The organism is Pseudomonas sp. P106(2024), assembly GCF_057480815.1.
Genome location: NZ_JBLIYU010000008.1, coordinates 178,519 through 191,691 on the forward strand (window position 1 = coordinate 178,519; position 13,173 = coordinate 191,691).

Annotated in this window: 13 protein-coding genes; 11 read left to right on the forward strand and 2 right to left on the reverse strand. The window is 58.5% G+C overall.

Going from position 1 to position 13,173, the window contains the following annotated elements; all coding sequences use genetic code 11:
* The first annotated feature begins 11 nt into the window (after positions 1–11).
* The 4 genes from AC25M7_RS15545 to AC25M7_RS15560 all read left to right on the forward strand — a co-directional run bounded on the left by AC25M7_RS15545 (position 12) and on the right by AC25M7_RS15560 (position 3,672).
* Positions 12–1,109 (forward strand): alkene reductase, encoded by a 1,098-nt coding sequence (locus AC25M7_RS15545; protein ID WP_280060154.1) that lies wholly within the window; start codon positions 12–14, stop codon positions 1,107–1,109.
* Between the two features lie 211 nt (positions 1,110–1,320).
* Positions 1,321–1,797, forward strand: a complete 477-nt coding sequence (locus tag AC25M7_RS15550; protein ID WP_486971225.1) for a VOC family protein — start codon at positions 1,321–1,323, stop codon at positions 1,795–1,797.
* A gap of 117 nt (positions 1,798–1,914) precedes the next feature.
* Positions 1,915–2,391, forward strand: a complete 477-nt coding sequence (locus tag AC25M7_RS15555; RefSeq protein ID WP_280060158.1) for an Atu1372/SO_1960 family protein — start codon at positions 1,915–1,917, stop codon at positions 2,389–2,391.
* Positions 2,392–2,406: 15 nt separating this feature from the next.
* Positions 2,407–3,672: an MFS transporter gene (locus tag AC25M7_RS15560; RefSeq protein WP_280060159.1), complete on the forward strand. Its 1,266-nt coding sequence runs from the start codon at positions 2,407–2,409 to the stop codon at positions 3,670–3,672.
* A gap of 40 nt (positions 3,673–3,712) precedes the next feature.
* Here AC25M7_RS15560 and AC25M7_RS15565 read toward each other — a convergent pair whose 3' ends face one another.
* Positions 3,713–4,603: a LysR family transcriptional regulator gene (locus AC25M7_RS15565; RefSeq protein WP_280060160.1), complete on the reverse strand. Its 891-nt coding sequence runs from the start codon at positions 4,601–4,603 to the stop codon at positions 3,713–3,715.
* 106 nt (positions 4,604–4,709) lie between these two features.
* On the opposite strand from AC25M7_RS15565, the gene AC25M7_RS15570 reads away from it, so the two are divergent.
* From AC25M7_RS15570 to AC25M7_RS15595, 6 genes are all read left to right on the forward strand, one after another.
* Positions 4,710–5,717: a zinc-binding alcohol dehydrogenase family protein gene (locus AC25M7_RS15570; protein WP_486971226.1), complete on the forward strand. Its 1,008-nt coding sequence runs from the start codon at positions 4,710–4,712 to the stop codon at positions 5,715–5,717.
* 84 nt (positions 5,718–5,801) lie between these two features.
* Complete coding sequence (locus AC25M7_RS15575) at positions 5,802–6,944, forward strand: L-dopachrome tautomerase-related protein (RefSeq protein ID WP_486971246.1); 1,143 nt, start codon at positions 5,802–5,804, stop codon at positions 6,942–6,944.
* Between the two features lie 209 nt (positions 6,945–7,153).
* Complete coding sequence (locus tag AC25M7_RS15580) at positions 7,154–7,480, forward strand: putative quinol monooxygenase (protein ID WP_486971227.1); 327 nt, start codon at positions 7,154–7,156, stop codon at positions 7,478–7,480.
* A gap of 10 nt (positions 7,481–7,490) precedes the next feature.
* Complete coding sequence (locus tag AC25M7_RS15585) at positions 7,491–8,396, forward strand: glycine betaine ABC transporter substrate-binding protein (protein ID WP_486971228.1); 906 nt, start codon at positions 7,491–7,493, stop codon at positions 8,394–8,396.
* A 197-nt stretch (positions 8,397–8,593) separates the two neighbouring features.
* Positions 8,594–9,154, forward strand: a complete 561-nt coding sequence (locus AC25M7_RS15590) for a hypothetical protein (RefSeq protein WP_486971229.1) — start codon at positions 8,594–8,596, stop codon at positions 9,152–9,154.
* Between the two features lie 498 nt (positions 9,155–9,652).
* Positions 9,653–10,738, forward strand: a complete 1,086-nt coding sequence (locus tag AC25M7_RS15595) for an L-dopachrome tautomerase-related protein (protein ID WP_486971230.1) — start codon at positions 9,653–9,655, stop codon at positions 10,736–10,738.
* 88 nt (positions 10,739–10,826) lie between these two features.
* Here the strand turns inward: AC25M7_RS15595 and AC25M7_RS15600 are convergent, their stop codons facing one another.
* Positions 10,827–11,762 carry a DMT family transporter gene (locus AC25M7_RS15600; RefSeq protein WP_486971231.1) on the reverse strand — a complete coding sequence of 312 codons (936 nt, stop codon included), beginning with the start codon at positions 11,760–11,762 and terminating at the stop codon, positions 10,827–10,829.
* A 138-nt stretch (positions 11,763–11,900) separates the two neighbouring features.
* On the opposite strand from AC25M7_RS15600, the gene AC25M7_RS15605 reads away from it, so the two are divergent.
* A complete protein-coding gene (locus AC25M7_RS15605) occupies positions 11,901–12,392 on the forward strand; it encodes an Lrp/AsnC family transcriptional regulator (protein ID WP_280060171.1) in 492 nt (163 codons plus the stop codon).
* Positions 12,393–13,173 lie beyond the last annotated feature (781 nt).

Genomic DNA, 13,173 nt, shown 5'->3' on the forward strand with positions numbered 1-13,173 from the left:
AGGAGCCTCCCATGTCCAGCCCTCTGCAACTCTTCACATCCTATGAACTCGGCCCCCTCACGCTGCCCAACCGCATCGTCATGGCGCCGATGACCCGTTCACGCAGCACCCGGCCTGGAGACGTGGCCAATGCGATGATGGCGCATTATTACGCCCAACGCGCCAGCGCCGGTCTGATCATCAGCGAGGCGACGCAGATCAGCCCCCAGGGCAAGGGCTACAGCTTCACCCCGGGCATCTACAGCGCCGAGCAAGTGGCAGGCTGGCGGCAAGTCACCGACGCCGTGCATGCCAAGGGTGGGCGCATGTTCCTGCAGTTGTGGCATGTAGGCCGGATGTCCCACGCTAGCTTCCACGCCGATGGCCAGCCGGTGGCGCCCTCGGCGCTGCGTGCCGACGCGCAGGTATGGGTGGCCGGTGATGACGGGGTAGGGCGGATGGTCGATGTCAGCGAGCCTCGCGCCTTGAGCCAGGAGGATATCCAGGCGGTGATCGAAGACTACCGTCTGGCCGCCCGGCATGCGCGCGAAGCCGGATTTGATGGGGTGGAGATCCACGCTGGCAACGGCTACCTGATCGACCAGTTCCTGCGCACCACCTCGAACCTGCGCGATGACAAGTACGGCGGCAGCCGTGAGAACCGTATCCGATTCCTGATCGACGTCACCCGTGCGGTCGCCGGGGAGATCGGCGCGCAACGCACCGGCGTACGCCTGGCCCCCTACATCACGGCACGTGGCATGAACTGCCCGGACGTGATCCCGACCATCCTCCAGGCCGCTCAAGCGCTCGATACCTTGGGTGTCGCCTATCTGCACCTGGCCGAGGCGGATTGGGACGATGCACCGCAGATTCCCGAACCCTTCCGGCATCAACTGCGCCGCGATTTCAGCGCAGCGATCATCGTGGCCGGGCGCTATACCCTGGCGCGCGGCCAGGCGCTGCTCGACGCAGGCCTGGTGGACTTGGTTGCCTTCGGCCGTCCTTTTGTCGCCAATCCGGATTTTCCCGCGCGACTGCAGCATGACTGGCCCCTGGCCGAGTTCGATGGCAGCCGGCTGTTCGGCGGTGACGAGGTGGGTTACAGCGACTACCCGGCTTATCGATAACCTGGAGTGTTGAACCAAGGTGGCCCGGGCGTCGAGGCGGTGCATTTTCACGTAGGCGATGAAAGTGTTAATGGGCAGGGCCGATTAATCACGGGCGCAAGGCACGCCAGACTCGTCAAGCGCCTTGCCGGTTTCCCACCGGTCGTCTAGCGCAATTAGCCGCGTGTTGCGACGGCTAGCTTATTTGGCATTACCCTATCCGGAGAATTTCATGAGTGTCCACAAACTCGATCATTTCACCATCCGTACCCCACTCTGGGTCGAAACTGCAGAGTTCTTTGAGCATGTGATCGGTTTGGTGCCTGGGCCCCGGCCGGGTTTCCAGTTCCCTGGTTACTGGATGTATGCCGGCGACCAGCCGCTGCTGCACATCGCCAGTGTCCAGGGCGACCCAAAGGAGCTGCAGATGTACCTCGGTGACAAGCCAGGCGGGTATGGATCGGGTTCGCTCGATCATGTGTCGCTGCGTTGCGAGGGACTGGAGCAAGTCCAGGTGCGATTGCAATCTATGGGTATTGCGTTTCGTGAACGTGTCATACCGCAAATCGGCGAACACCAACTGTTTCTTGAGGACCCCAACGGCATAACCATCGAGATGATCTTCGACTACGTGCCGGGTAGCCGAATCGTTGGCCAGAGCATGCCGCACCTTGAAATTGACTCGCCTCACCCCGCCAACCCAAGTTGACAGCCGTTGGTTCGACAAGGATCTGCGGCTACCTGCCTCTGCTTGCGTTTTCCCCGGTATAGCGTCCAGGCGCGCCTTGCGCGCGCTTGACAATAACAACAGCACAAGGACCTCACCATGAACATGCTCGACACGCCTGAATCGCGCCTGCAAGCTGCCGGCCTGACCTTGCCCAGCCCTGCTCCGGCACTGGGCAACTACGTACCCTGGAGCATCGTCGGCAATACGCTGATGACGTCCGGGCAGTTTCCCTGGATCGATGGGCAACTGCAGTACCGTGGCCGCCTGGGACGCGATCTCGACCTCGACCAAGGCTATGCGGCCTGCCGCTTGGCGGCATTGAACGCGATCGCCCAGCTCAAGGATGCGGTGGGTGAATTGAGCCGGATCCGTCAGATCTACAGGCTCGAAGGCGTGCTCAATGTGGCCGAGGACTTCCACGATCATCCCAAAGCGCTGGATGGTGCGTCGGACCTGTTGGTGGAGCTGTTCAACGAGCGAGCCCGGCACACACGCATGATCTGGTCCAACCCGGTGATGCCCATGGACGGCTTCTGCCTGGTGTACCTGTTCGCTGAAATCGATGCCCAGTGAGCAGGAGCCACGAACATGATCCAGGCCAACAAGCTGTTCTTCGCCAGTTGCCTGTCGCTGCTGGTGACCTCGATGATTTTTTCCATCCGTGCGGACGTCCTGCATTCGATCGGCGACGATTACCAGTTATCCAATGCGATGATCGGCTTGACCATCTCGTCGGTTTTCTGGGGCTTCACCCTGGGTATCATTGCCTGTGCCTTGATCGTTGACTGGATTGGCATGAAATGCCTGCACATCGTCTCTGGGCTGGGCTACCTGCTGGGGATCGCCCTGATCCTGCTGGCTCCGGCCAACCACGGCGGTCAACCAATCGACGATGTGTTCGCGGCCACGGGGACCACGGTGCTTTATCTTGGTTTCCTGCTCACCGGCATTGCCCAGGGCATTGTCGAGGGCGTGACCAACCCGCTGGTCGCGACGCTGTTCAAGCATGACAAGCGCCGCATGCTCACTCGGCTCCATGCGTGGTGGCCGATGGGCCTGATCGTCGGTGGCTTGACCGCCTGGGCCCTGGGGCTGCTCGAACTGCCGTGGCAGGCCAAGCTGGCGGTGGTGGCCGTGCCGGTACTTGGCTATCTGATGCTGGTCATTCCCTTGCGCTATCCCAGTACCGAACGGGTCAGTGCCAGGGTATCGAGCAGTGTCATGTTTGCCCAGGTAAAGCGCCCACTGTTCATCGTGCTCATGCTGTTGATGTGGGTGACGGCGGCAACCGAACTGGCGCCGGACCAATGGTTTGCAAAAATCATGGTCGATCTGCTGCCTGAGTTGGGCAGCAACAGCATCTTGCTGCTGGTCTATACCGCAGGCTTGATGTTCATCCTGCGCCAGTACGCGTCAAGCTGGGTCTTCTCGCGTTTTTCCCCCTTTGCCGTGCTTACGTTCAGCGCTGTATTGGCAATGTCTGGCTTGCTGGGGCTGGGAATATCGGGGCAGGGTGCCCTGCCGGGGTACTGGGCCGGCGCAGCAGCGTTGCTGTGCGTCACGGTGTTCGGTATCGGCAAGACCTTCTTCTGGCCCACCATGCTCGCAATCACCAGCGAGTTGCTGCCCAGGGGTGGGGCACTGCTGATCAATCTGATGGGGGGCGCCGGCATGCTCTCGGTCATGGTGGCCGTGCCGGTAATCGGCTCGTTGATGGACCGCTACACGACTTCCAGCGCCTTGATGCTGGTCGCAGGGTTGCCGGGCTCGTTGGTCATCGCCTTTGCCACCTTGTGGATCTACTCCCGTCGACGTGGCGGGTATCGACCGGACCTGCTCGAGACGCCGCACTGAGGGGCGCTTCACCCGCCTCCCGCTGATCAGTCGCGGCTGATCAATCGCGCTCTAGTACGGCGAAGCGGCTGGACAGCCAGGCGTGCAACTGCCTCACCGCAGGCGACAACTGCTTGCGGTGCGGGCATACCAGACTCAGCGGCATGGCCGGTCCGGGGTGATCCTGCAGCAGCACGACAAGCCGTCCCGCCAACACATCATCGCTGACATCCAGCCAAGATTTGTAGGTGACTCCTTCGCCGGCCACGGCCCAGCGCCGGGCGATATCGGCATCGTCGCAGAGTAGGGCTCCACGCACCTGGACGGTCTCCGTTCCCAATTGCCATTTGTCGTAGACTCGGCCTTGCTGCATGTACAGCAGGCACTGATGCTCGCGCAAGTCCTCGGGAGCGAGCAGCGGACCTTGCCGCGCCAAGTACTCGGGCGAGGCCACTAGCACCTTGCGGTTCCAAGGTGCCAGTGGCAGGGCGATATAGTTGGCGTCGGCGTTAAGGCCGTAGCGGATGGCGATATCCACGGGCTCGCGGAACAGATCGGCGACTTGGTCAGAGAGAAACAGGCGCAAGTTCAACTGCGGGTGTTCGCGGCGAAACGCCGTGAGCCAGGGCAGCAGCACGTTGCGTCCCAGGTCGGAGGGCGCGGCCACCTGCAATGTTCCGCTGAGCTGGGCGCTTTCCCGACGCAGGTTATCCCGCCCGTGCCTGAGCGCTTCCAGAGCAGCGAGGGCAGAGGGCAGGTACTGCTCGCCCTCGGCTGTCAGGCGCAAGCTGCGCGTGGTGCGGGCAAACAGCCGCACATCCAGCTCACGTTCCAGGCGCTTGACCGCCTCGGCCGCCTGGCCGGGCAGCAGGTCGGCCTCGTGGGCCGCTGCGGTAAAACTGCCCAGCGCGGCGCTGCGAACGAAGATGCCCAGATCGTCGAGACGGATCATTATTACTCCTGCAATGAAAGTGTTCACGGGCAAAGCCGGTTTTTCCAAAGGGCCGGACACGCCAGACTGGGTTCACGAATCAAACCATATCCAGCAGCGAGTGCCTATGAAAGCGATCACCTTTATCCACCATGGCTTGCCCATCGAAGACCCGGCGTCTCTTCAGGACATCTACATGCCCAGGCCAAGCCCTGGGCCTAGAGATCTTCTGGTGGAGGTCAAGGCCGTGTCGGTCAACCCCGTCGACACCAAAGTGCGTGCCGGAACCTTCACGTCTGAGCCGAAAATACTCGGCTGGGACGCGGCCGGTATTGTCCGTGAAGTCGGCACTCAGGTGACCCTGTTCAAGCCAGGCGACCAGGTGTTCTACGCCGGCTCCATCGCCAGGCCCGGCAGCTACAGCGAATATCACCTGGTCGACGAACGCATCGTCGGGCACCAACCGCGCAGCCTGGATGCGGCGCAGGCGGCAGCGCTGCCGCTGACGGCCATCACCGCCTGGGAACTGCTGTTCGACCGCTTAGGCTTGGTCGAAGGTGGCGGGGAGGGCGATGCCCTGCTGATCGTCGGCGCCGCCGGCGGTGTCGGCTCGATGCTGGTGCAACTGGCCCGGCAACTGACCCGCCTGACAGTCATCGGCACGGCCTCCCGCTCCGAGACCGCCGACTGGGTGCGCGAACTGGGCGCCCATCACGTCATCGATCACAGCGCGCCGCTGCAAGGGCAACTGCAGGCCCTGGGGATCGAGTCGGTCAGTCATGTCGCCAGCCTCACTCATACCGAGCAACACTTCGCGCAACTGGTCGAGGTGCTGCGGCCACAAGGTCGCTTGGGAGTTATCGACGACCCGCAGACCCTGGATGTCATGCCGCTCAAGCGCAAGTCTCTGTCGCTGCACTGGGAACTGATGTTCACCCGCTCGCTGTACGAGACCGAAGACATGGTGCGCCAGCACGATTTGCTCGAGCGGGTGGCCGGTCTGATCGACCAGGGCATCTTGCGCACCACCCTGGGCGAGCATTTCGGTGCCATTAATGCTGCCAACATGCGCCGTGCCCACGCGATGGTGGAAAGCGGCAAGGCGCGCGGCAAGATTGTCCTGGAAGGTTTCTGAAACTCATCTGACAGACAACGGCGGACCTGTCGATACGGTCCGCGAGGAGCATCTATGCTTAAACCAACGGTATTTCTCTGCACCATGCTGACAGCAGGTGCATCTTCCGCCCAGGTCATCGAGGCCACCGCCCTTTCTCCGCACGCGCCAGCAGAGCGGGCTTTCGGCAAGCTCGAACAGGTTCACGCGTTCCGTGACGCCATGCCGACAGGCGTCACCGTCACCGAGACCGGGCGCATCTTCGTCAACTATCCACGCTGGGGGGACAATGTCCCTTTCACCGTCGGCGAGCTTCGCAACGGCCAGGTCCGGCCCTTTCCGGACCTGGCAGTGAATCAGGAGGACCCAAAGGACCCCGGAAAAGGGTTGATCAGCGTGCAGAGCGTGGTGGCCGACGGCCGCGGCCGTGTCTGGCTACTGGACACCGCGGCGCCGGGATTTCAGGCGCCACGCCCCGGAGGCGCAAAGCTGATCGCCGTCGACCTGGCAAGCAACCGTATCGTCAAACGGCTAGTGTTCCCGGATAACGTGATGTTGCCCAGTACCTACGTCAATGATATGCGTTTCGACTTTCGCCACGGTGCCGAGGGAACGGTCTATGTAACCGACTCCTCGCTGCACGGTCCAGGTGCAATCATCGTGATGGACATCGCCAGCGGGCGTGCCACACGGCGCCTCAGTGGCGCCACCTCGACCTCAGTAGCACCAGGTTTCATCCCGGTGGTCGAGGGAACAGCGGTGATGGCCGGCCAGCCAGATGGCACCTCGAAACCTTTGTCGGTGGCGTCCGATGGCATCGCCTTGTCGGCCGATGGCCAGACGCTCTATTTCACGCCGCTTTCGAGCCGGCACCTGTATGCCGTGTCTACTGCCTTGTTGCGAGATCCTGCCATCAGCGAAGCTCGGCTCGCTGCAGCCGTGAAGGATCTGGGTGAAAAGGGCGCCTCCGACGGCATGGAGGCCGACGCCGAGGGCGCCGTCTATGCCGGCGACTACGAGCACAACGCCATCCGCAAGCGCTGGCCAGACGGCCGCTGGCAGACCTTGGTGCATGATCCGCGCCTGCTCTGGCCCGACACCCTGTCGATCGGCCCCGACGGCTACCTGTATTTCATCGCCAACCAACTCCATCGGCAGGCGTTGTTCCAGGGCGGCCGGGACCTGCGGCAGAAACCCTATGCCTTGATGCGTCTGAAGATCGATGCGGCGCCGGCACCGACCCATTGAGCACTTGTGGATGACCAGCGAGCCCAAATTGCTCTAGCGCTATGCGAGCAAGCGGCGCTCGAAACAGATTTGATCGGTATTTTCACTTCAGCCATGAAAGTGCTGATGTGCAGTCTAGGTTAATCCGGGTGAGCAGCCCGGAGACACTGACACACACCTCAAGGCATGGCTCACCGTGCCTGCCTTCGACAACCTACCAGGATTACGGTATGAACCAGCAGCATCACCCCCTTGTTTCCCTTGCCATCCTCAAGGCCAGGCGAGGCCAAGCACCGGCACTGAAAGCGGCCTTGCTGGCCTTGATTGAGCCAACCCGAGCGGAGTCCGGCAACCGCGACTACATGCTGTTCGAACGCTGCGACGAGCCCGGGACGTTCTACATGCGCGAAGCGTTCGACGACCAGCAGGCATTCGACACGCATCTGGCCACCGCACACTTCCAGCGTTTTGCTGAGCAGGCCGACCAGCTGTTGGCGGAGCCCTTGCAACTGATCTTCCTTGACCCGGTTTCTTCTACTGTTGCGCCCCATCCCTGAGGGGCAGGCAATGCGACCTGTCAAGCGCAGACAATTCATCCAGGCCCTCGCCACTGTGGCGTTGCTGCCAGCGGCATTGGCGCGTGGGCACATGCAAGAGAGAGGGGTAAAAATGGTCAGGCTCGGCGTAACCGATTTGTCATTTCACCATGCCACAGCAGCGGTCGTGGCCATGGTGTTGCAACGCATGGGCTACGTGGTGGAGCGTTCCAGCGCGCCTCACGAGCGCAACTTCGAGCGTCTGCGAGAGGGCGCGATCGACATGCTCGCGTCAGCGTGGATACCATCAAGTCATGGACTTTACAAGGCAAAGGTGGAGGAACAGGTAGCGACCCGAGAACTGGGGCTGCATTACACTCCCTATGCATTATGGGGGGTTCCCGATTATGTACCGGAATCGATGGTCGCGTCGGTGGAGGATCTGCTTGACCCCAATGTCAGCGCACGCATGCACAAACAGATTCAAGGTATAGGGGCGGGTGCCGGTATTACCCGCTTTTCCCTGAAAATGATGGTCGACTATGATCTGGTGGGCGCTGGGTATAGTTTCCGTACCGGGACCCAGGAACAATGCGTCGCCGCCTTTGAGCAACTGGTGCGTGAGGGCAAGTGGGGGATAGTACCGCTCTGGCACCCGCAATTCCTGCATCACAGTTATCGGATCCGCGAGCTCAAGGATCCCAAGGGTTTGCTGGGCAGTGTTGACCGGGCCGTATTGCTTGCACGGGATGACCGGCTATCGGGTTTCAGTGCTGCACAGTTGGAGGTGCTCGACAACATCCGACTGGACAACACCATCGTGGCCGAGCTCGACTATGCCGTAAACCGCCGCGGCGTGAGCCCTGACGAAGCGGCGCGTGCATGGTTCGAGAAACACCCACAGATGTTGGCTTCGTGGTTGCGCCCTGTGACCTGAGTGTACGTACCAGCCGGTGGGCGCGATGCTGCAAGCTGGTGAAGTATCGTGCCCAGCGTTGCCGCCATTGGCTGCCATGCCACAGGGCACATTAGCCAGGGTAGGGCGGGTGCGTGGATAGCGAGTAAGAAAGATAGCTTCGAAAAACGCCGTTGCCCCGCTACGCTTTTCAGTGCGCTGGCTTATAAGGAGGCAACATGAGCAATTTCCCAATCGTCGCCACTGTCTTATCGATGATTTTGGGTTTATCCGCCACGCGCTTGCTGCTGGGGGCGCTGACCGTCTTTCGGATTCGTCGCTATGCTGCCCCGGATTGGGTTGCCGTTGTTTGGGCGATCATGCTTTTCACCACACAGATGGACTTCTGGTGGGCGGTCAATGCGCTACCGCAAGTAAGGGCGACCTTTTCGTTTCTGGAATTTATGCTGCTGGTACTACTGGCACTTTCGCTGTTCGTGTCATCGGCTCTGGTATTGCCCAGCCGAAGCGAAGACGAACTCGAAGGGCTTCGTGGGTATTTCGAACAGGATGGCCGATACGCGCTGCTGTTCCTGTCGGGCTACTACCTGCTTGGATTCATCGTTAACATTTTATTGTTCGGTGTTTCACCGGTGGCACTTTGGGGCGGCTTTGACCTGCTCATGATCGTTATCCCGCTGTGTGTGTTTGCAGCCAGCATGCGAAAGGCCTATGCGCTGCTAACGGTAGCATTCGTACCTATCAATATTGCAGATCTGGTGATATCGCTACTGTCGTGAGCGACTGTTTCTGAGAATTAAAACTGTCGCTGACGAAGGGAACCTTAACCGGCTTCTCACTTCGTTGCGCTACACCTCTCAGCTGGTGCGCTCACCGCAACTCCGACGTTGCTCCATGCCTCTCCACATGTAAGCCCTCCACATGTTCGCGACACGTCAAACCATGGGGATAACACATTTCTGCCGATGCTCGATGGTATTGACAAACGAATAGTGTCAGCGATCTCGCCACTGCCCTGGGTCAGCGCTACCTCGCCATTGTCAAGTGCTTTCAAGGTTTGCCGCGGGTTCGGCAAGTAGCGCTCGCCGAGGCGCGAGATGTCGAGCAGGCGCGCAGCGGCGGATAGACTACCCGGCGCTGCCGTCAATACGAAGTTCTGCAGATCATCGATTCGCTTGATTTTCTTCACCGTGACGAAACTGTTTACGTGATGACGAGGTTTTTCAGCGCAATGGGAAAAATGATCATTGCCCAGCCCTTCAAATCAGGAAATTGGAATGATTTTCCCTAAACGATTTTTACTAACAGCTCTGATGGCAGGCTTTATCGGTGTATCACACGCCGAGGTTCCACCAACCCTTCACGTGGTAGCCCAATCGGCGAATGCTGTATGGAATGCAGTAGCAGTGGATAGTGCCGGAAACCTATATGTATCGGGTCCAAAATGGACTGGTTCAGCGGGGCCATCCGTATCGAAGCTAGACCAAGCTGGCCAGCCCCATCCCTTTCCAAATAAGCGATGGAACAGCGATGACGCAACCATTCCAGCCGAAGAGCGCTTCGTCAATGTTAATGCCATGCGCGTCGATGACAATAGTCGGCTGTGGATTGTAGATGCAGGCGTAACTGACTTCGGCGGCAAAGTCATTCCAGGAGGGGCAAAGGTCGTGATCGTTGACCTAAAAAGCGGCGAAGTGATCAAGGTCATCCCATTCGACAGCAGCATCGCTGAAGAACATAGCTACATCGACGATATCCGTCTCAATGGCAGGCATGCCTACCTGACGGACGCCGGTGTTCCTGGCATTGTTGTCTTGGACTTCGAAACCAACAAAGCCCGGCGCGTCTTAACTACCAGTCCTGCTGTACGCGCGCCCGAGAACCGCGACATTATTCTGAGCGGGAAGGTAGTCAAAGCGCCAGATGGGACAGCATTGAGGGTTCATTCCGATCCTCTTGAGGTTTCTCCAGACGGGAAGTGGCTCTACTTCGCTCCGTTGGCAGGCCCTTGGCACAAGATTGAAACGCGCTGGCTGAATGATTCCAACCTGCCTGATGTTGAGCTCAACAAACATGTCGAGTTTTGGCGAGATCTGCCACCGGTTGGTGGGACCGTCATTGACAGTAAGGGCAATTTCTACTTCAGCGACTTAGCTGAAGATAGCGTCAAGCGAATCACCACTGACGGCACCATTCAGACCATTGCAAAGGACGCTCGCCTACACTGGGTAGATGCACCCGCATTCGACAACCAGGGCAGATTGTACTTGCCAGCAGCACAAGTCGATCGAGTAAGCTTGTTCAACAATGGTGCATCGAAGGTCGAGCGACCACTGAACGTCTATCGCATAGACCCTAAGTAACTTAGTCACACCCGTTTCAGAGCTAATGCCTTATGCATTGCAAGCTACGAAACGGGTTTACCGAAGCGTCTGCGCCAACCTTTTGGGTTTAAGTCCGGCGAGAGCGCGAAGCTAACGCAGATACCATGACCCCCAAGACCACCAGGCTGAGCCCGGCGAGGAACATAGTCGAAACGGTCGCACCAAAAGACAAGCAGGAGAAAACTGTTCCAACCAAGGGTACCCCAAGTGTGAAATTTGAGATGCCGAACGTCGAAATTCGCCGTCCGTACTCCGCAGAAATCACAAAGCATGCCGATGTCGCAATCGGACCGATGAAGAACAATTCCACAGCCAGTTTGCTATCCAAGACAATAGATGTCGGAGAGCCTTCGCCGACATAGGCTGCAATCGCCAACGGTATGGCAGCCAAGAGCATCTGCCACGGGGCAAGCACCAGAGGCGGGGTCACCCAACGATGACGTTTCACATGAAGGATGACAATCGCCCAACTGACGGCTGCGAGAAGCAGGAACAGCGCCCCCAATACTGTTTCCTGATTTGTCCAGTCGAGCTCTCCTGGAGAGCACACAGCAGCGACCCCTGACATTCCTACGACAAGCCCTGCAATCTGCAATCTAGAGGGCATTTCACGGAACATGACCCAAGCGACAACTACACACCACAGTGGCGTTGTGTATGCCAAGAGAACAGCGCGACTAGTGTCGACATGAACCATTGCCACCATCCCCAGACCAGTGAAAGCCATCATCTGCAACAAGCCCACGCTTGCGATGATAGGCATATCATCTTTAACGGGAAGCTTGAGCTGTTGTCTCGCAAAAAGATAGGCAAAAAGACAAACTGCTGCACTGGCGAAACGCACGGTAGCCAGCCAGAGCGGAGGCACGTCCTGGAGTGCGAGCTTAGTAACCGGCCAGCTACTTCCCCACAGAACCACCATGACAGCAAGCCAAACGTAGGTCGAAGATAATCCCAATTTTTTTATGCGATTCTCAATCACTTGCTGAGTTGAAGCGCTCATGGTGCGACCTCGTTGAATTCTAGTTACGTAGCACCATGATATTTTTTGGCAAGCGAAAAAGCGGACCTATTTCCTCTTCAGAAGTAGAGATCTCGGAAAATTTCATTGAAAATATCTAATATAAAGGAAAAATTTACCATGCGCCGCTCAAAGCTCGATGACGCTAGCCTGCGTATCCTAGATGCACTCCAAGAAAATGCAGAGTTGAACAATGCGGAGCTCGCTGAAATTGTAGGGCTTTCAGCTTCTCCGTGCTGGCGACGAGTCTCACAAATGAAGGAAAATGGAGTCTTACGAGGCGCCGTAACGCTCGTTGACCCTGCAGCGCTCGGTCTTGCAATAAATGTATTCGTGCACGTGTCACTCAAGCTCCAGGATAAGCAGTCTTTAGAAATATTTACGACCGCTATCAGGAAACGCCCAGAAGTGATGGAGTGCTATTTGATGAGCGGCGAGGCAGATTTTATGTTAAGGGTGGTTAGCGAAGACCTGGAAAAGTATCAGGAACTTCTGCTTGACTGCTTAACCACCATACCCGTTGTGGCAAGCATCAAGTCAAGTTTTGCGCTCAGCCAAGTCAAATATACAACTGCACTGCCTACTAATCATTTGAGAGGGCGCGCTTCTTAGGCCAACAGCTGATATTGAAGTAGTCGGCTATGAGATTTTCTCCAGCTCTCACCGGAGCCAGTCCATCGTTGAACTGATGGGTCGGATCCAGTGGTGACGCTTCATCAGGTAAAGGCGGGGAAGAACTGCGCTTCAAGTGGTCCAGCCCTGCTTGCGACATAAAAGAGACTACCCCTGCTGGGCACACAACGGCACAACGTTATGCCGGACAAACGAGTGGTCGACATGGTGGGCTAAGAAAATGACCGGCTGACGCGCGTAGCGCTGGGCGACGAATGCAGATCGTCCTGCAGCCCACCAGTACATCGATGTCGCTCACATAGTTTTCCAAATCGGCCAGTACTGAGGCTGAGGTGCCGACACGAATGAGACATCGATCTGCGGAGACTGGGCCAGGTAACGGTCAACCATCTCGATCAAATGGAACAGGCCGACCGAACCGATGCAGTTGGTCAGCGGCGCGGCGCAGATTGGCGACTTTCTAGGCCGCTCGCTGCCGTCGGACCTGAATATCCTCCCAAACCTCTGACGTCCAGAGCTGCAAAACCCTTCAGATCCCGATCTGGGGCACCCTGCTGGGGATTATCGGCTTCATCCCGCGCGCCAACAAGAGCGTTGATTCGGGCAAATCAATAGGCGAGGGTGCTCTCCCAATCAAGCTGCAGGCGCGGCAAAGACAACCGTTTATTACGGCCGCAAGGACTCCCCTGGTTCAAAGGCATCTGGTGGCCCGGGCGGCCTTCGGCGCAGTATTCATGAGATCCGTTTTTTTAAATACGTT

Bases quoted from the DNA above. Each gene is read 5' to 3' on its own strand.
- AC25M7_RS15605 (WP_280060171.1), top strand. From the start codon at position 11,901: ATGCGCCGCTCAAAGCTCGATGACGCTAGCCTGCGTATCCTAGATGCA.
- AC25M7_RS15590 (WP_486971229.1), top strand. From the start codon at position 8,594: ATGAGCAATTTCCCAATCGTCGCCACTGTCTTATCGATGATTTTGGGT.
- AC25M7_RS15565 (WP_280060160.1), bottom strand. From the start codon at position 4,603: ATGATCCGTCTCGACGATCTGGGCATCTTCGTTCGCAGCGCCGCGCTG.
- AC25M7_RS15570 (WP_486971226.1), top strand. From the start codon at position 4,710: ATGAAAGCGATCACCTTTATCCACCATGGCTTGCCCATCGAAGACCCG.
- AC25M7_RS15575 (WP_486971246.1), top strand. From the start codon at position 5,802: ATGCTGACAGCAGGTGCATCTTCCGCCCAGGTCATCGAGGCCACCGCC.
- AC25M7_RS15545 (WP_280060154.1), top strand. From the start codon at position 12: ATGTCCAGCCCTCTGCAACTCTTCACATCCTATGAACTCGGCCCCCTC.
- AC25M7_RS15555 (WP_280060158.1), top strand. From the start codon at position 1,915: ATGAACATGCTCGACACGCCTGAATCGCGCCTGCAAGCTGCCGGCCTG.
- AC25M7_RS15595 (WP_486971230.1), top strand. From the start codon at position 9,653: ATGATTTTCCCTAAACGATTTTTACTAACAGCTCTGATGGCAGGCTTT.
- AC25M7_RS15580 (WP_486971227.1), top strand. From the start codon at position 7,154: ATGAACCAGCAGCATCACCCCCTTGTTTCCCTTGCCATCCTCAAGGCC.
- AC25M7_RS15585 (WP_486971228.1), top strand. From the start codon at position 7,491: ATGCGACCTGTCAAGCGCAGACAATTCATCCAGGCCCTCGCCACTGTG.
- AC25M7_RS15560 (WP_280060159.1), top strand. From the start codon at position 2,407: ATGATCCAGGCCAACAAGCTGTTCTTCGCCAGTTGCCTGTCGCTGCTG.
- AC25M7_RS15600 (WP_486971231.1), bottom strand. From the start codon at position 11,762: ATGAGCGCTTCAACTCAGCAAGTGATTGAGAATCGCATAAAAAAATTG.
- AC25M7_RS15550 (WP_486971225.1), top strand. From the start codon at position 1,321: ATGAGTGTCCACAAACTCGATCATTTCACCATCCGTACCCCACTCTGG.